At 73.7% G+C, this 16,875-nt stretch carries 18 protein-coding genes; 1 reads left to right on the top strand and 17 read right to left on the bottom strand.

All coding sequences use genetic code 11. The features are described 5' to 3' along the window. Positions 1-60: 60 nt before the first annotated feature. The 14 genes from AB0398_RS10145 to AB0398_RS10080 all read right to left on the bottom strand — a co-directional run bounded on the left by AB0398_RS10145 (position 61) and on the right by AB0398_RS10080 (position 14,388). Positions 61-927 carry an alpha/beta hydrolase gene (locus tag AB0398_RS10145; RefSeq protein WP_366373497.1) on the bottom strand — a complete coding sequence of 289 codons (867 nt, stop codon included), beginning with the start codon at positions 925-927 and terminating at the stop codon, positions 61-63. Positions 928-1,051: 124 nt separating this feature from the next. Beyond that, positions 1,052-2,329 (bottom strand): kynureninase, encoded by a 1,278-nt coding sequence (gene kynU / locus AB0398_RS10140; protein WP_366373495.1) that lies wholly within the window; start codon positions 2,327-2,329, stop codon positions 1,052-1,054. Continuing rightward, the gene (locus tag AB0398_RS10135) at positions 2,322-3,203 is read right to left on the bottom strand and encodes a tryptophan 2,3-dioxygenase (protein ID WP_366373494.1); all 882 of its coding nucleotides are present in this window, start codon (positions 3,201-3,203) and stop codon (positions 2,322-2,324) included. The genes kynU and AB0398_RS10135 overlap by 8 nt, the downstream gene beginning before the upstream one ends. A 121-nt stretch (positions 3,204-3,324) precedes the next feature. After that, positions 3,325-4,224, bottom strand: coding sequence for a DUF3152 domain-containing protein (locus AB0398_RS10130; RefSeq protein ID WP_366373493.1), 900 nt, complete (start codon positions 4,222-4,224; stop codon positions 3,325-3,327). Between the two features lie 286 nt (positions 4,225-4,510). Beyond that, positions 4,511-4,924 carry a DUF3151 domain-containing protein gene (locus tag AB0398_RS10125; protein ID WP_366373491.1) on the bottom strand — a complete coding sequence of 138 codons (414 nt, stop codon included), beginning with the start codon at positions 4,922-4,924 and terminating at the stop codon, positions 4,511-4,513. A gap of 43 nt (positions 4,925-4,967) precedes the next feature. Next, positions 4,968-6,467: an MFS transporter gene (locus AB0398_RS10120; protein WP_366373490.1), complete on the bottom strand. Its 1,500-nt coding sequence runs from the start codon at positions 6,465-6,467 to the stop codon at positions 4,968-4,970. Between the two features lie 51 nt (positions 6,468-6,518). Beyond that, positions 6,519-7,679 carry a MalY/PatB family protein gene (locus AB0398_RS10115; protein ID WP_366373488.1) on the bottom strand — a complete coding sequence of 387 codons (1,161 nt, stop codon included), beginning with the start codon at positions 7,677-7,679 and terminating at the stop codon, positions 6,519-6,521. Positions 7,680-7,776: 97 nt separating this feature from the next. Next, complete coding sequence (gene fbaA, locus AB0398_RS10110; RefSeq protein WP_366373486.1) at positions 7,777-8,799, bottom strand: class II fructose-bisphosphate aldolase; 1,023 nt, start codon at positions 8,797-8,799, stop codon at positions 7,777-7,779. A 222-nt stretch (positions 8,800-9,021) separates the two neighbouring features. Next, positions 9,022-9,561, bottom strand: coding sequence for an orotate phosphoribosyltransferase (gene pyrE, locus AB0398_RS10105; protein ID WP_351973488.1), 540 nt, complete (start codon positions 9,559-9,561; stop codon positions 9,022-9,024). 26 nt (positions 9,562-9,587) lie between these two features. Further along, the gene (locus AB0398_RS10100; protein ID WP_366373732.1) at positions 9,588-10,373 is read right to left on the bottom strand and encodes an aldose 1-epimerase; all 786 of its coding nucleotides are present in this window, start codon (positions 10,371-10,373) and stop codon (positions 9,588-9,590) included. 135 nt (positions 10,374-10,508) lie between these two features. After that, positions 10,509-11,378: an SRPBCC domain-containing protein gene (locus AB0398_RS10095; RefSeq protein WP_366373484.1), complete on the bottom strand. Its 870-nt coding sequence runs from the start codon at positions 11,376-11,378 to the stop codon at positions 10,509-10,511. Between the two features lie 73 nt (positions 11,379-11,451). Next, a complete protein-coding gene (locus AB0398_RS10090) occupies positions 11,452-13,113 on the bottom strand; it encodes a polyamine aminopropyltransferase (RefSeq protein WP_366373482.1) in 1,662 nt (553 codons plus the stop codon). Positions 13,114-13,187: 74 nt separating this feature from the next. Further along, on the bottom strand, positions 13,188-13,706 hold the full coding sequence (locus tag AB0398_RS10085; protein WP_366373481.1) for a DUF2617 family protein: 519 nt from the start codon (positions 13,704-13,706) through the stop codon (positions 13,188-13,190). 364 nt (positions 13,707-14,070) lie between these two features. Then, complete coding sequence (locus tag AB0398_RS10080) at positions 14,071-14,388, bottom strand: hypothetical protein (RefSeq protein WP_366373479.1); 318 nt, start codon at positions 14,386-14,388, stop codon at positions 14,071-14,073. A gap of 91 nt (positions 14,389-14,479) precedes the next feature. On the opposite strand from AB0398_RS10080, the gene AB0398_RS10075 reads away from it, so the two are divergent. Beyond that, positions 14,480-15,658 carry a pyridoxal phosphate-dependent aminotransferase gene (locus AB0398_RS10075; RefSeq protein ID WP_366373477.1) on the top strand — a complete coding sequence of 393 codons (1,179 nt, stop codon included), beginning with the start codon at positions 14,480-14,482 and terminating at the stop codon, positions 15,656-15,658. A 67-nt stretch (positions 15,659-15,725) separates the two neighbouring features. On the opposite strand, the gene AB0398_RS10070 is transcribed toward AB0398_RS10075, so the two are convergent. The 3 genes from AB0398_RS10070 to AB0398_RS10060 form a co-directional block, all read right to left on the bottom strand. After that, the gene (locus tag AB0398_RS10070; protein ID WP_366373475.1) at positions 15,726-16,259 is read right to left on the bottom strand and encodes a YbjN domain-containing protein; all 534 of its coding nucleotides are present in this window, start codon (positions 16,257-16,259) and stop codon (positions 15,726-15,728) included. 71 nt (positions 16,260-16,330) lie between these two features. Next, complete coding sequence (locus tag AB0398_RS10065; protein WP_366373473.1) at positions 16,331-16,654, bottom strand: type II toxin-antitoxin system PemK/MazF family toxin; 324 nt, start codon at positions 16,652-16,654, stop codon at positions 16,331-16,333. After that, the gene (locus tag AB0398_RS10060) at positions 16,651-16,875 is read right to left on the bottom strand and encodes a hypothetical protein (RefSeq protein ID WP_033208190.1); all 225 of its coding nucleotides are present in this window, start codon (positions 16,873-16,875) and stop codon (positions 16,651-16,653) included. The genes AB0398_RS10065 and AB0398_RS10060 overlap by 4 nt, the downstream gene beginning before the upstream one ends.

The following is a 16,875-nucleotide window of genomic DNA, read 5'->3' as shown; positions in this document are numbered from 1 at the left end:
GTACGGATCCTCCCCCGTCCGTCCTGAGTACTACGGAGGCGCCGGGATCCCCCGTGACGGTCACCAGGCCAGCTGGGCGATCTCCTCCGCCACCACCGCGCACGCGTCCGTCGCCGGGTCGATCAGCGGGAAGTGGCCGGTCTCCTCCAGGAGCGTCAGGCCGACCGCCTCGCCCGCCCTCGCCGCCGCCTCCGCGTACGCGTCGGCCACCGCGTACGGCACGACGACGTCCTCGCGGCCCTGCACGACGGTGGTCGCGATGCCGGTCGGGAGGAGGAGGGCCGGGTCGGCGGAGGCCGCGCGCTCCTCGTACGCCTCCGGGCCGCCGAGGAGTTCGGTGACCGCGCCGCCGCACACCCCCAGCTCGACCGCCCGCGCGAAGTGGGCGATCGGGGCGAGGGCGACGACCCCGCGCAGCGGCGGCGGGGCGGGCAGCCGCCACGGGGAGCCGGCCGGCAGGACGTGCCGGGCGGCGGCCCACAGGGCCAGGTGCCCGCCGGCCGAGTGCCCGGTGAGCACGATCCGGCCCGTGTCGGCCCGCGGCAGGTGTACGGCGGCGAGCTCCGGTACGGCGTCGAGCGCGGCGGCCACGTCGTCGAAGGTCTCGGGCCAGCGCCCGGCGACCGGGGCCGTACCGCCCTGGCGCGGGAGGCCGCCGCCGCGCCGGTACTCGACGCTGGCGACGGCGAAGCCGCGCCGGGCCAGGAAGTCCGCGAACGGCGTCGGGTGCCCCCGGTCGTAGGGCGCCCGCCAGGCGCCGCCGTGCAGGGCGACGACGAGCGGGGCCCGGTCGCGTCCGTCGCGCGGGGCGTAGAAGTCGACCACCTGATCCGGGTGGTCGCCGTACGCGGCGGTGGCGTCCGGGGCGACGACCGGGTGCGAGAAGGCCGACGCCTCTTCGGCGGCGTCGCGCGCGGCGGGATCCATGGGCTGTTCCAACCTCTCGGGTACGGGGCCGAATCGGCCTGACCTGCGGGGACGGTACCAGGACCGGAGCCCCGCAGATCAGGTGATCATCGGACCGTGCGACCGGCTGGAGGCCGCGCGCCCGCTACTCGGCGGGAACGCCCGCCGGCACGTCCGCCAGGACCTCCGCCAGGATCCGCGCCGCCCGCTCCGCGTCCGCGAACCCGACGTACAGCGGCGTGAAGCCGAACCGCAGCACGTCCGGGCGGCGCAGGTCGCCCACGACCCCGCGCCGGATCAGCTCGGCCATCACGGCCGGGGCCTCGGCGCAGCGCAGCGCGACCTGGCTGCCGCGCTCGCCGTGCGCCTCGGGCGTGACCGAGTCGACCCGGCCCCCGGGGGCGTACGCCCGCACGCACTCCAGGAAGAAGTCCGTGAGGGCCAGGGACTTGGCCCGCACGTCCTCGACCGCGACCCCGTCCCACACGTCGAGCGCCGCTTCGAGCGCCAGCATGGAGAGGATGTCGGGGGTGCCGACCCGGCCCCGCACGGCGCCCGCCGCCGCCTCGTACCCGGGGGCCATCCCGAACGGGTCGGCGTGCGAGTTCCAGCCGGGCAGCGGCGAGTCGAAGGCGGCCTGGTGGCGCTCGGCGACGTACAGGTAGGCGGGCGAACCGGGGCCGCCGTTCAGGTACTTGTACGTGCAGCCGACGGCCAGGTCGACCCCGTGGGCGTCCAGGCCGACGGGCAGGGCGCCCGCGCTGTGGCACAGGTCCCAGACGGCGAGCGCGCCCGCCGCGCGCAGGGCGGCGGTGATGCCCGGCAGGTCGTGGAGCCGGCCGCTGCGGTAGTCGACGTGGTTGACGAGCGCGGCGGCCGTGCGCGGGCCCGCCGCCTCCGCCATCGCGGCCGGGTCGAGGGGCACGATCCGGTGACCCGTCATCCGCGCGGCCGACTCCGCGATGTACCCGTCCGTGGGAAAGGTCGTGGCGTCCACCAGGATCTCGTCGCGTCCGTCGCCCGCCAGACGGGCGGCGGCGACGACCGCCTTGAAGACGTTCACGCTGGTCGAGTCGCCGACCACGACCTGCCCGGGACCGGCGCCGACGATCGGCGCGATCCGCTCGCCGATCCGCTCGGGCGCGGTCCACCAGCCCGACTCGTCCCAGGAGCGGATGCGCAGCTCGCCCCACTCGCGGGTGAGGACGTCGGCCATGCGGGCGGGGACGTGGGCGGGCAGGGCGCCGAGCGAGTTGCCGTCGAGGTAGACGGTGTCCGCGTCGAGGGCGAACCTCTCGCGGTGCTTGGCCAGGCCGTCGGCCGTGTCGAGGTCCCGCGCGCGGGCCGCGAGGTGCTCCTCGCGACGGCCCTTGAGGCGGTCCTTGAGCTGGTCCTTGAGGCGGCCCTTGAGGAGGTCAGACATGGCTGCGGGCCGTCCAGAGCTCGGGGAACACGTTCTTCTGGGCCCGCTTCTCCAGCCAGGCCACGCCGGCCGAACCGCCGGTGCCGGTCTTGGCGCCCATCGCGCGCCGGGTCGCCACCAGGTGGTCGTTGCGCCAGCGCCAGACCAGTTCGGCCACGTCGCTCATGGCCTCGCCGAGCCGGACCAGCTCGGCGTTCTGGTCGGAGTCGGCGTAGATCCCGGCCCAGACCGCCTCGACCTCGGGCGAGGGCTCGTAGCGCCCCGCGAGGTCGCGGTTCAGGACGGCGGCCGGTACGGGCAGGCCGCGCCGGGCGAGCAGGCCGAGGACCTCGTCGTACAGGCTCGGCTCGTGGAGCGCCTTCTCCAGCTCGGCGTGGACGCGGGGCGCGCCCCGGTGCGGGACGAGCATGGACGCGGACTTCTCGCCGAGCAGGAACTCCATCCGCCGGTACATCGCGGACTGGAACCCGGAGCCCTCGCCGAGCGCGCCCCGGTAGGCGTTGAACTGGGCGGGGGTGAGCTGGGCGAGCGGCCGCCAGGAGTGGTTCAGGGCCTCCAGCTCGCGCACGGAGCGCTTGAGCGCGTCCATCGCGACGGGGACGCGGTCCTCGCGCAGGGCGCGGCTCGCGGTCTCCCACTCGTGGACGATCACCGTGAACCACAGCTCCATGACCTGGGTGGTGACCAGGAAGACCATCTCGCCGGGGTCGTCCGAGCGGAGGTGCTGGAGGTGGGTGAGGACGTCCGCCTGGACGTAGTCCTCGTACGGCGTCGTGCCCGCGAAGTCGAGGTTCGGGGCGTCGGCGGCCGGAGCGGCCCCCGAGACGTCGGGAGAAGCCCCGGAGGAATCGGGAGAACCCGGGAAGGTGGACATTTCTGTCTCCTCGGTACGTTCTACCGGGTAGCGGTCCGCTCGCACCGTGCGGCACCTCGTGCGGCACGGGAGCTCCGGTCCCCTCGGGAGGCGCGCTCCGTCGCGCGACGTCCCAGACGCATCATGGCACGATCGGCCCGGTGATGTAGCTCCCGTCTTCGGCATACGGATAAGCGTTCGAAACGCAGCCGTCCAGGCCCTTGATCTGCTGCATCATCGCGGGCGCGGGTTCTCCGGGGCCGGAACAGGCCATGTGCTCCCGGATGCCGATCTCGTGGCCGACCTCGTGGTTGATGATCAGGTGCCGGTACTCGGCGGGCGGGCCCGCGAAGGTCGGGGAGCCGAGCATCCACCGCCGGAGGTTCACGACGACGCCCTCGGTGGTCTCGCAGTTCAGCTCGCCGCCGGTGTCGAGGCCCTCGCGGAGGCAGAGCGCGTCGGCCGTGTCGGGGGTGGCGATCCGGATGACGAAGTCGGCCTCCTCCTCTGCGGAGACGAGCTGGAAGCGGCCCCGGCCGTGGGCGGCCCAGCCGCGCGGATGGGCCAGGATCCCCTGGATCTCGGCGGCCGTCCCGTCCGGCTTCAGGCCGATGCCGTTCTCGACCTCGACCCGGTAGCGGCGCAGTTCGCCGCTCTCGCCGGTGGGGACGCCGGAGGCCTGCGCGGTGGTGAAGGTCCCGGGGCCGGACTTCGGCACGACGGGCTTCTCCGGGGTGGCCCCGAACGTCGGGGTGGGGATCCGCTTCGGAGTGGACGGCGTCGGGGCCGGGGTCGGCGCGAGCGTCCGCTCCGGTCGCGGCGACGAGGTCGGGACCGGGGCCGGGGCCCGTTCCGCCGTGGCGGGCCGGGGCGCGGGCGGGTCGGTCGCCGGGGCCGCGCTCCCGGCCTCGGGGCCGGGCAGGGGGAGGGCCGGGGCGGCGGTCGCGCCGTCGGTCGTCCTGCCGTTGAAGTGGGCGAGGGCGGCGCCGCCGCCGAGCGCGAGGGAGGCCAGGACCAGGACGGGGAGGGCGAGCCGGCGCACGGGTCCGCGTCTGTTCCCGCCCCGTCGGCGGCCCTGTGCGCGTCGCCGTCCTACGGGTGCGGCACGTTTGCCCACGACAGACTTCTCCCCTGTTCCGGCCGGTGTGGGGAAGAGGAAGTGGGGCCTCGGTACCGGCGTTCGTCGGTGCTGCGGTTCCCGGATCGTACCGGTCCCGCTCGAACAGACTCGAAAAGCGCGCGGGCGGTTCCGCAAAGACGTGCGACGCCGAAAAGGCGTCGGGGCGGCGGCCGTTCGCCGGCCACCGCCCCGGAGAGTCGCGCCCGCGTCAGCCGAGCGTCTCCGCCGCCGTCTCCGAGGAGTCGCGCAGGAAGGCCGTGCAGCGCTCGTACTCCTCCTTCTCGCCGATGTCGCCGGCCGCCCGGGCCAGGGCGTGCAGCGCGCGCAGGAAGCCGCGGTTCGGCTCGTGCTCCCACGGGACCGGGCCGTGGCCCTTCCAGCCGTTGCGGCGCAGGGCGTCCAGGCCCCGGTGGTAGCCGGTGCGGGCGTAGGCGTACGACTCGACGACCCGGCCGCCCTCGTAGGCGTCGTCGGCGAGGCGCGCCCAGGCGAGCGAGGAGGTCGGGTACTTCGCGGCGACCTCCGCCGGAGCCGTGCCGCTCGCGAGCAGCTCGCGCGGACCCGGTTCGTCGGGCAGGTGGGTGGGGGCGGGTCCCCCAAGGAGGTTCTCGTGGATGGCCATGGGCCCAGTCTGCCTCAGTACGGACGCCCCGAACCGCCCCGGCTCAGCGCCCCTCGTCCCGGCCGCCCCGCCCGCCCGGGTCGAGCGGCGGCGCCTGGACCCCGCAGTGCACCCGGCACTCCGGATGGCAGCGGTCACCGGCACCGGCACCGGCCCCCGTTTCGGCCGGACCCGCCGCCGGCACCCGCATCGTCGTCCAGGCCAGGACCGCGCCCGCCACCAGGATCCCCGCGCACATCGGCATCGCGCGCCGGAAGGTCTCCCCGAACTCGGCCGCCGAGCGGTACGCCTCCGGGCCCATCCCGGCCAGCATCGGCAGCGCGGCCACCGCGAGCAGCCCGGCCGCCCGCGCCGCCGCGTTGTTGATCCCGCTCGCCAGACCCGCCCGGGACACGTCCACCGAGGCGAGGACGGTCGCGGTCAGCGGGGCGACCAGGGCCGTCATGCCGAGCCCGAGCACCAGCAGGGCGGGCAGCACGTCCCGTACGTACGAGGGGTCCTCCCCCACCCGCAGCATCAGCAGCATCCCGGCGGCGCACAGCAGCGGACCCACCGTGAGCGGGATCCGGGGGCCGATCCGCTCCCCCAGCTCCCCGGACTTCGCCGAGAACAGCAGCATGAGCACGGTCGTCGGCAGCAGGGCCGTACCGGCGGCGAGCGCCGAGTAGCCGGAGACGACCTGGAGCTGGAGGGCCGCCAGGAAGAAGAACCCGCCGAAAGCGGCGTACACGCAGAGGGTCACCAGGTTGACGGCCGTGAAGGTCTTCGAGCGGAAGATCGACGGCGGCACCATCGCCGCCTCGCCCCGCCGCCGCTCCAGCACCACGAACCCGGCCCCGACGACGACCCCGGCCGCCCCCGCCCACCAGGCCGCACCGATCAGCGCGTACGTCACGAGCGCGAGCGCCGCCGCGCCCAGGAACGCGCCGAGCACGTCGAAGCGGCCGTGCGCGGCCTCGTCCCGCGACTCGGGCACGTGCCGGAGGGCGACCGGCACGCAGACCAGGGCCAGCGGCACGTTCAGGAGGAACACCCACCGCCAGCCGGGTCCGTCCACCAGCCAGCCGCCGACGAACGGCCCGATCGCCGCGCCCACCCCGCCGAAGCCCGACCAGAGCCCGACGGCCCTGGCCCGGTCGTCCTCGTGGAAGCTCGCCTGGATCAGCGCGAGCGAGCCGGGCGTGAGCAGCGCCCCGCCCACGCCCTGGAGCGCGCGGGCCGCGATCAGGACCCCGGCGTTCGGGGCGAGCCCGCAGAGCAGGGAGGCGGCGGCGAACCACACCACCCCGGTCACGAAGACCCTGCGCCGTCCGAACCGGTCGCCGAGCGACCCGCCGAGCAGGATCAGCCCGGCCAGGGTCAGCATGTAGGCGTTGACCGTCCACTGGAGGACGGCCAGGTCGGCGCCGAGGTCCTCGCCGATGTGCGGCAGGGCGACGTTGACGACGGTGGAGTCGAGCAGCGCCATCCCGGAGCCCAGGACGGTGGTGAAGACGATCCACCGCCCGGTCCCGGAGGCCATCCGTACGTTCCGCTCGCCCATGTCCGCATGGTCCCCCGAAACGCGCCGCCCCGCGCCCCGTGCGGAGCGCCCTCAGCTGGTCCGCAGCCGGCTCGCCGCCCTGACCAGGGCCTCCACGCCCCGTTCCGCCTTCTTCCGGGGGCAGCCCACGTTCAGCCGCACGAAGCCCGGCGTGCCGTACGTCCCGCCCGGCATGATCGCGACCTTCTCCCCCGTCACCAGCTCCTCCTGGAGCCGGGTCTCCTCGATCCCGAGGGGCCGCAGGTCGATCCAGGCCAGGTAACCGGCCTGCGGGGGCTCCCAGACCACCCCGGGAAGGCCCTCGGCCAGCCGCTCCCGGACCAGCTCCATCGTGCCCGCGACATAGCCGCGCAGCTCGTCCAGCCAGGCCGCGCCGTGCCGGTACGCGGCGATGTGGGCGGTCAGCGAGAGCACGGCGGGCGAGGCGAGCCCCTCGCCGGTCTCCATGCGCCGCACGAAGGCCTCGCGCTCGTCGGGGTCGCCGACGATCCCGTACGAGCCGGAGAGCGCGGGGAAGTTGAAGGCCTTGGTGGCGGAGGTGACCAGCGCCCAGCGGCGCCCCCGGCCCCGCTCCGCGATCCGGGTCCACGGCACGTGCCGGTGCCCCTCGGTGGTCATGTCCGCGTGGATCTCGTCGCTGACGACGCTCATGCCATGCCGCTCGGCGAGCTCCGCGAAGGCGGTCAGCTCCGCCTCCGTCCACACCCGGCCGGTCGGGTTGTGCGGGGAGCAGAGCAGCAGCATCCGGCTGTCCGGCCGGGCCAGCTCGCGCTCCAGCGCCTCCGCGTCCCCGACCGGGACCCCGCGCAGCTCGCGCCCGAGCCCGGTGACGGCCTTGCGGAAGCCGTCGTACGTGGGGGTGTGGACGACCACGCCGTCACCGGGCCCGGTCCACATCCGCAGGAGCTGCGAGAGCTGGTTGAGCACGGAGGGCGCGTACACCAGGGAGTCCGGGTCGATCGCGGTGTCGTGGCGGCTCGCGTACCAGTGGCGTATCGCCTCGCGGAAGTCGCCGAGCCGCCAGTCCGTGTAGCCGAAGACCCCGTGGTCGACGCGCTCGCGGAGGGCGGCGAGCACCTCCGGCGGGGAGGCGAAGTCCATGTCGGAGATGGTGAAGGGCAGCAGGTCGGGCACGGCGAAGCGGTCCGCGATCCCGTCCCACTGGACGGACCAGGTGCCGCGCCGGTCGATCTCCCGGTCGAAGTCGTACATCAGGCCCTCTCGCCCTCTCTCCCCGACGGATCTCCCCGACGGACGAAGGGCCCGGCCTCCCCGTTCGGGGGTGCCGGGCCCTTCGCTCATGACGTGCCTACTTGAGCTTGGTGCCGGTCGAGCGCAGCGCGGCACACGCCTCGGTCACGCGGACGGCCATGCCGGCCTCGGCCAGCTTGCCCCAGGTGCGCGGGTCGTAGGTGGACTTCTTGCCGACCTCGCCGTCGACCTTCAGGACGCCGTCGTAGTTGCGGAACATGTGGTCCACGACCGGACGGGTGAAGGCGTACTGGGTGTCGGTGTCGAGGTTCATCTTCACGACGCCGTTCTCCAGCGCGGTGGCGATCTCCTCGGCCGTGGAGCCCGAGCCGCCGTGGAAGACGAAGTCGAACGGGTCGGCCTTGCCGAACTTCGCGGCGACGCCGGCCTGGAGGTCCTTGAGCAGCTCGGGGCGGAGCACGACGTTGCCCGGCTTGTAGACGCCGTGCACGTTGCCGAAGGACGCGGCGAGCAGGTAGCGGCCCTTCTCGCCCAGGCCCAGGGCCTCGGCGGTGCGGATCGCGTCGTCGACGGTGGTGTACAGCTCGTCGTTGATCTCGTGCGTGACGCCGTCCTCCTCGCCGCCGGTCGGGGTGATCTCGACCTCAAGGATGATCTTGGCGGCGGCGGCCTTCGCGAGCAGCTCCTGGCCGATGGCCAGGTTGTCCGCGAGGGTCTCGGCGGAGCCGTCCCACATGTGCGACTGGAACAGCGGGTTCTCGCCCCGGGCGACGCGCTCGGCGGAGACGTCGAGCAGCGGACGGACGTAGCCGTCCAGCTTGTCCTTCGGGCAGTGGTCGGTGTGGAGGGCGACCGTGATGTCGTACTTCGCGGCGACGATGTGCGCGAACTCGGCCAGGGCGACGGCGCCCGTGACCATGTCCTTGTTGTACTGACCGCCCAGGAACTCGGCACCGCCGGTCGAGATCTGGATGATGCCGTCGCTCTCGGCCTCCGCGAAGCCGCGCAGAGCAGCGTGCAGGGTCTGGGACGAGGTCACGTTGATGGCCGGGTAGGCGAACTTGCCTGCCTTCGCCCGGTCGAGCATCTCGTTGTAGACCTCGGGGGTTGCGATGGGCATTCGTCCGCTCCTTGTGATGTGCGGGGTGTGTGCTGTTGCTGTCCCTGACCTGGGGGCGACGTCATCGTCGCCCCCATCCTTCCAGACTCTTGTCCGGGCTCCCATGGGCCCGGCACGCCGAGGGGCGGGGTGTTTCACGTGAAACACCCCGCCCCTCGCCAAAAGTGCAGGTCAGGACAGTTCTCGCCCTGTCCCGGGCCCTACGTCACGACTTCGCGGCAGTTACGCCAGGCCGAGGTCGCCGAGCTGGTAGCCGGTGAGGTACGGCAGCCCCGCCTCCGCGATGGCACCGGCGGCGCCCCGGTCCACGATCGTCGCCACGGCGACGACCTCGCCGCCCGCCTCGCGGACGGCCTCGACGGCGGTCAGCGGCGAGCCGCCGGTGGTCGAGGTGTCCTCGACGACGAGGCAGCGGCGGCCCTTGACGTCCGTGCCCTCGATGCGGCGCTGCATGCCGTGCGCCTTCTGCGCCTTGCGCACGACGAAGGCGTCCAGGCGCTGTCCGCGCGCGGCGGAGGCGTGCAGCATCGAGGTGGCGACCGGGTCGGCGCCCAGGGTCAGACCGCCGACGCAGTCGAAGTCCAGGTCGGCCGTGAGGTCGAGCATGACCTGACCGACCATCGGCGCGGCCTCGCCGTCCAGCGTGATCCGGCGCAGGTCGATGTAGTAGTCGGCTTCCAGACCCGAGGAGAGGGTCACCTTGCCGTGCACCACGGCCTTGTCCTTGATCTGCTGGAGCAGCTCAGCGCGTACGTCAGTCATGGTCACGAGCTTAAGGGGCGGTCCGCTCAGGGGCGGCGCCAGCTCCACGTGCTCTCGATCTCCAGGGGGTCGATCGGGGTGACCAGGCGCGGGTGGGTGTTGAGGCCGTTCGGGGGACCGGACTGCGGCTCGACGCAGACCGCCTCCGCCTGCTCGTCGTAGATCACGACCCACTCGGTGCGGCCGGTGACCCTCAGCTCCAGCTCCTCCGGCCAGGTGAGGGTGACGTCGACGCCGCCGGGCATGCCGAAGCAGTCGTCCCAGGGGCCGGGGAGGGGGTCGATCCGGCGGCCGGTGGGGAGGTGGTCCTCGCCGCGCTCCTCCTGCCAGGCGGGCGCGAAGTCGACCCGTACGTCCTGACCGCCCCGCCCGAGGTTGCGCAGGAACCAGGGGTGCCAGCCGGCCTGGGCCGGGAACGAGTCGTCGTAGGCCTCGACGCCGAAGCGGAGGGTGAGGGAGTCCTCGGCCAGCTCGAAGACCTGGGTGACCCGGCCCCCGTACGGCCAGGGGTCGCCGAGCTCGCAGACGAACACGGCCTCGGTCGCGGAGGTGCGGGCGGTCTTCCAGGCGAGGTCGCGGACGGTGCCGTGGATGGCGTGCGGAGGCGCGTTGACCGGGAGCCGGTGGGTGGTGGCGCCGTTGCGGAAGCGCCCGTTCCCGGTTCGCCCGCACCAGGGCGCCATCGGGAAGCTTCCGTACCGCTCGCCCTGGCGCAGCACCTCGGTGCCGCCGATGCGCAGGCCCTCGATCCGGCAGCCGTTGTCGGGGTTGATGGTCAACTCGGCGTCGCCCGCCGTCAGTCGCGTCTGCATGCTCACGCTTCGACCCTAAGCCCGCGCGGCACGGAACGCGGCCGACCGTTTCGGGGGCGGCGCGGGGGTGTCCCCGGGGGGGCGCCCCCGACCGCGTCGCCGGGTGGTTCCTCGGCGGGGTCGCCGGGCGGTCCTTCAGCGGCGTCGTCGCAGGGCCCGGCCGACGACGACGGCGGAGGCGAGCGCGAGGGCCGCGGCCGGGGCGATCCAGCGCAGGGTGGCCCCGGCGCCGGTCGCCTCCGGCGCGGGGACGGGGGCGTACCGGCCGCGCGGCGGGGCGTGGTCGACCTCCTCGGCGCTCCGGCCGATCATGGTCCGGCGCGCGTGGGCGGCCTCGGCGGCGGGCTGCGGGGCGGGGAACTCGACCGGCGCGTCCCCGAAGCCCTCGTCGGGGAGGGGGTCGAGGGCGGGGGGCGGCACCGGCGCGTCGAAGACGGCGCCGTGGTCGGCGGGCTCCTCCACACCGTCGTCCACACCGTCGTCGTCGGCACCCGCAGCGTCTTCGGTGGCTTCGGTGTCGGGCGCGTCGGGCACGGGATCGGCACCGGCGACGGCACCGACACCGGCCCCCTCGCCCGAGCCCTCCCCCGCGACCTCCGTCAGCGACTCCACGAACCGTTCGAGCAGGCGCGTGCCCGCCGCCGTCCTGGTCGCGTCCGTCTCCTCGGCGAGCCGGCCGGTCGCCGTCAGGGCGCCCGTGAAGCTCAGGTTCGTGCCCTCGGCCAGCGGAGTGAGGACCACGGTGAGGGACAGTTCCGCCTCGCCCTTGCCCCGGGCCTCGGTGCCCTCGCCCTCGTAGGTGATGGCGCCGTCCCGCTCGACGATCCGCAGCGCGCCCCGGTAGGTGATGGTGTGGCCGCCGACCCGGACCTTGAGCCTGCCCGCGAGGGGCTCCGCGTCGGCGTCCCGCTGGAGACCGGGCACGCAGCGCACCACGCGGGCCGGGTCCGTGAGCGTCGCGCGCAGGGCCTCGGCCGGTACCGGGACGAACACCTCATGCTCCATGGGAGCCGAGCCTACTCAGACCGGGGCTCCACGTCGCCTGTTCGCCCCGCATCGAAGGCCTCGGGCCCGGTCCTCAGTCGCCGTACCTCGGGTGCACCAGCGTCGAGGAGGGCGGGGCCCCGGCGCCCCGGGTCCGTTCGGCGCGGCCGGCGGCGACCGCCAGGGCGTCCGCGTCGAGCGAGCGCGGCCGGGGCGCGTCGGGGGCGAGGCCGAGGGCGGGCGGCCGGTCGCCCGGGACCGCCAGGAGGAAGCCCCAGTCGCAGGGCCCCGGCCCCGTACCGGTGGCGCGGTCGGCGCGGTCGGGGCCGGCGGCGAAGCCGGGGGTGCGGCCGCTCGCGCTGTAGGGCCGGGTCGCGAAGCCGGCGGCGCGCAGGGTGGCGTCGACCGTCCAGTAGGTGCGGGGCCGGTCGGTGACCGAGCCGGCGTGGACGGCGAACCGCCCGGACGGGCCGAGGACCCGGGCCACGAGCCCGTAGAACTCCTCCGAGTACAGCTTGGTGCTGGAGGTGATCCCGGGGTCGGGCAGGTCGGAGAGGACCACGTCGTAACGTTCCCGCACCCGGTCGGCGGCGCCCCGCAGCCAGTGGAAGGCGTCCTCGTGGACGACCCGGACGCGCGGGTCGAGGAACGCCCGCGCGTTGAGCCGGACGAGCGCCGGATCGGTGCGGGCGAGGCGGACGACCCCGGGGTCGAGCTCCACGACGGTCACGGACCGGACGTCGGGGTGGCGCAGCACCTCGCGGACGGCCATCCCGTCCCCGCCGCCGACGATCAGGACGCGCGCGTGCGGGCCGTTCATCGCGGGGTGGACGAGCGCCTCGTGGTAGCGGTACTCGTCCCGGCCCGAGACCCGCAGCCGGCCGTCGAGGAACAGGTCGGGCGGCTCCTCGGGGCCCCCGGTCACCACGACCTCCTGGAGGTCGGTGTGGACGGCGACCCGCACGTCCTCCCCGTAGACGGCCCGGCGCGCGGCCTGTTCGAAGTCGTCGACGAGGACGGTCGTGGTGCCGAGGACGGCCAGGACGCCCAGGTTCACGGCGAGGAGCAGGGCGCGGGAGCGGGTGGCCAGGTCGCGGCGGAACACCCAGAGGACGAGCCCGCCGCCCGCGACGGCGTTCACCGCGCCGGTGACGAGCGCGCCGGTGAGCTGGCCGAGCCAGGGAAGCAGCAGGAACGGGAAGGCGAGGCCGCCGACCAGCGCGCCGACGTAGTCGGCGGCGAAGAGGTCGGCGACCGTCCCGGCCGCGTCGTCCGGCTCCCCGGCCCCCGCCTTCCGCCCGGTGCGCTGCATCAGCGACATCAGGAGGGGGATCTCCGCGCCGATGAGCACGCCGATCGCGAGCGAGAACGCCACGACCACGTACCGCGACTCGCCGAACCAGGCGAACGCCGCGTACAGCACCATCGCCGAGCAGCCGCCGACCAGCGCGAGCGCGGCCTCGACCAGGCCGAAGCCGACGGCGGCGCGGCAGCGCAGCCGCTTGGCGAGGAGCGAGCCCACCCCCATCGCGAAGACCATCACGGAGAGCACGACGGAGGCCTGGGTGACCGAGTCCCCGATCAGGTACGAGGAGAGCGCCACCAGTTCGAGCTCGTAGACCAGGCCGCAGGCGGCGCAGACGAAGACCACCGCGAGGACCGGGAACCGTACCGCCTCGCGCGGCCGGACGGGCCGCCGCGCAGGCGCCCGCCGTGCCCGTTCCTCGGGTGGCACGGTCAGGGTCGGCTCGATCATGCGGTAACGCTACGTCACGCCCCGAGGACCCCCGGTCACCCGGACGAGTGCGCAGGGGGCTTTCGGGGGGCGCATCAGAGTGCGGCGGGCATGCGCGCGCCGATCCTGGTCCTGGTCACCACCAACTGCCCTTCCTGCGGGTAGGCGTGCCAGGTGCGCCAGCGGACCTGGCCCTCGTGGCGCTGGGCCAGCATCGCGGTGAAGGCGTGCGGGGAGCCGGGGAAGGTGCCGGCGAGACCGTGGGGGTGGTCGGCGACGAGGGCGAGCAACTCCTGCGCGCGGCCCGCGAAGGAGCCGTCCGAGAGCGTCTCGACGCGCGCGGCGAACTCGTAGTCCCAGCCGCCGACGCGCTTGGAGACACCGAGCGGGAGCGGGGTGCTGCTGCCGGGCATGCACGCCACGGTCTCCGAACAGGTGCGCCCCTCCTCCTCCAGGAGAACCTGGTGGGAGGCGCCGAGCAGCCTCAACTGGAGCTTGGCGCCGGAGAGTTCGAGGTCGAGGACGGCGAGGGCGGGCAGCGGCTCGCGCCCGAGCGCCCAGGCCAGGTCGGCCGCGCGCGTATCGGTGTAGGAGGTCTTCAGGGTGGTGAGCATGGGTCGGCTCCGCAAACACGGTTTGACGGGTGGGCCGGGGGCGCCCCGGTGAGGGTTTTCAACGGGAGTGGGGAATCGCCGGCTCGGGTCCACACGCGGTCCGAGGGCTGTCTCTGTCAGGAGCGAGAGAACCACGGACGCCGGACGACTCGCAGCGGTTTTACCCAACTTGCCGTGTTTTCCAACCCCTTCGGGGACTCCACAGTTCAATTGTTCAACCGGAATCGACCGCCGGGGCGCACGCCGGCGGACGACCCCGTGTGCTCGATGCCGCCGCCCGCCGCCGGCCCCCACGCACGGGACCACTGCCCGCACACACGTACCGACGGGCCGCCGACACCCCCGTGGCCGGCGGCCCGCCCGCTCAACTGCCGCCGCAGCCGCCACCGCCGCAGCTGGAACTGCTGGAACCACAGGAGCTGCTGGAACCACAGGAGCTGCTGGAACCACAGGAGCTGCCCCCGTCGATCCAGCCGCCGCTGCTGCCACTGCTGCTGCCGCTCTTCCGCCGCCCGCTCCGCTTCGCGTTCCCGGAGCGGGCGGCCGCGACGCGGTACGCGGCGAGGGACTTGCGGATGGCGGCGCGCTGCGCGGCGGCCGCGCGCCGCTTCTCGGCGGTGGCGACGAGAACGACCACGATGATGATCGCCACCACGAGGACGATGCCGATGAAGAGTGCCATGAGTACTTCCCCCGTTCTTCTGTGCGAGGGAGATTCCCATGCCGTTCCCGGCCCAAAGCACACTTGAGCAAGTCCAGAGCTTGGGCCCAGGATGGCGGGCATGACACGACCGCCGCTCAACCGCCGCCTCGCCGAGTTCGGCACGACGATCTTCGCCGAGATGTCCGCGCTCGCCGCCGGGACCGGCGCGATCAACCTCGGCCAGGGCTTCCCCGACACCGACGGTCCGGCAGAGGTCAGGGAGGCGGCGGTGCGCGCCCTGCGGGACGGCCGGGGCAACCAGTACCCGCCGGGGCCGGGCGTCCCCGAGCTGCGGACGGCGATCGCGGACCACCAGCGGGAGCGGTACGGCCTGGAGTACGACCCCGACACGGAGGTCCTCGTCACGGCGGGCGCCACCGAGGCGATCGCGGCCTCGCTCCTCGCCCTGGTCGAGCCGGGCGACGAGGTGATCGCCCTGGAGCCGTACTACGACTCGTACGCGGCCTGCGTCGCGATGGCCGGCGGCACTCGCGTCCCCGTCACCCTCCGGCCCCACGAGGGCGCCTACGTCCTCGACCTGGACGAGCTGCGGGCCGCCATCACCGACCGGACGCGGCTGATCCTGCTCAACACCCCGCACAACCCCACCGGCACCGTCCTCACCCGGGCCGAGCTGACCGCCGTCGCCGAGCTCGCGGTCGAGCGGGACCTGCTGGTCGTCACGGACGAGGTCTACGAGCACCTGGTCTTCGACGGCGCCGAGCACGTGCCGATCGCGAGCCTGCCGGGCATGCGGGAGCGCACGGTCACCATCTCGTCGGCCGGCAAGACGTTCTCGTTCACGGGCTGGAAGGTCGGCTGGATCACCGCGAGCCCCGAGCTGACCTCGGCCGTCCGCTCGGCCAAGCAGTTCCTCACCTACGTCTCCTCCGGCCCGTTCCAGTACGCGGTCGCCGAGGCGCTCCGGCTCCCGGACGCGTACTTCGACGGACTGCGCGCCGACCTGGCGGCCAAGCGGGACCTGCTGGGCGAGGGCCTCGCGAAGGCGGGCTTCGAGGTCTACCGCCCGTCCGGGACCTACTTCGTCACCACCGACATCCGCCCCCTCGGCGCCACCGACGGCTTCGCCTTCTGCCGCTCCCTCCCGGAGCGCGCCGGCGTCGTCGCCATCCCCAACGCCGTCTTCTACGACGACCGCGAGGCGGGCGCCCCCTTCGTCCGTTTCGCCTTCTGCAAGAAGACCGAGGTCCTGGAGGAGGCCGTCGCACGGCTCAGGCGGCTGGCCTAGGGGAAAAGAACGAAGGAGCCCGGCTCCCCGTGGCGGGGGGCCGGGCTCCTTCGCGCTCCGGTGGGGCTCAGGCCTCGTCGCCGCCGGCCTTGTCCTCCGGGGACTCCAGGCCGAACTGCTCCACGATCCACTTGTCGAACTCGATGGAGGCGCGGACCCAGCTGACCGTGGAGGACACGAAGTGCTCCAGGGCGACGCCGGTGCCGATCAGCATCTGGGCCTCGCCGATGAGGCGGAGGGTGGCGGAGCCGTCCTCCTCCTCGTGCAGGTGGGTGTAGACCTTGGGCCACAGGGTGCGGCGGTTCCAGTCGTCGATCGCGTCGAGGATCTTCACGCGGTCGTCGGCCGAGTGCGGGCGGTCGTAGAACGTCCGGACCGAGAAGACCTGCTGCTCGTCCTCGCCGCGGAACATGAAGTAGGTGCGGAACTCCTCCCACGGCGCCGCGAGGTCACCCTCGTCGTCGACGACGTACTTCAGCTCCATCTGGTCGAGGAGCTGCTTGACGAGGTCCTGGTCGGGGACGACGGGGCCCGCCGGTCCTGCGGCCTGAGGCTGGGGCTGGCCCCCGAAATTCGGAATCGAGGACGGGTCGATGCTCACCGTGTATTTCCCTTCGTACGGATGCTCGCCATCCTCTCCCATCCCGGGCCCGTTGTGGCAACCCCAGGCCGTCAGAAGAGGCCGAGCTTGAGCATGAGGGCCCGGTCGAGGTCCCTCAGCTCCTCGGCGTCGAGCGCGCCCTTGAAGGCGCCGAAGCGCGCGGTCGGGTCGACGGAGTAGATCTGGTCGGTGAGGATCCGGGTCGTCCGGCCGTCGAACTCGATCTCCGGCCGGTAGACCGTCGGCGCGGCGCCGGTCGACGTCATCGCGACCGTCACCATCGAGGTCGCGAACTGGTCCGACTGGATCACGACGGCGTAGCGGTTCCCCTGCTGCTCGTGCCCCCGGGAACCGGGAATCCGCCGGATCTCGACGATCGCCCCCCGGAAGATCACTCGGCGACGCCCATGAAGCGCTGGATCGCCAGCATCTCGGCCTGGTCGTCGGGGTCCGCCGCCACGCGGGCCGCGTCGGACTTCGCCTGCTCGATCAGCCGCTCCTTGTAGGTGCGCAGGAGGGCGTAGCGCACGGCCTCGCTGCGCGAGCCGAACTCCTCCGCGAGCGCCCTTATGGCTGCCTCCATGGACTCGTCCGTGCGGACGTTCAGAGTTCCCAT

The sequence above is a fragment of the Streptomyces sp. NPDC086147 genome, from assembly GCF_040702165.1.
In the GTDB taxonomy this organism is placed as follows: domain Bacteria; phylum Actinomycetota; class Actinomycetes; order Streptomycetales; family Streptomycetaceae; genus Streptomyces.
The sequence above is the reverse complement of the archived record's forward strand: the minus strand, read 5'-3'. Positions and strand labels throughout refer to the sequence as shown.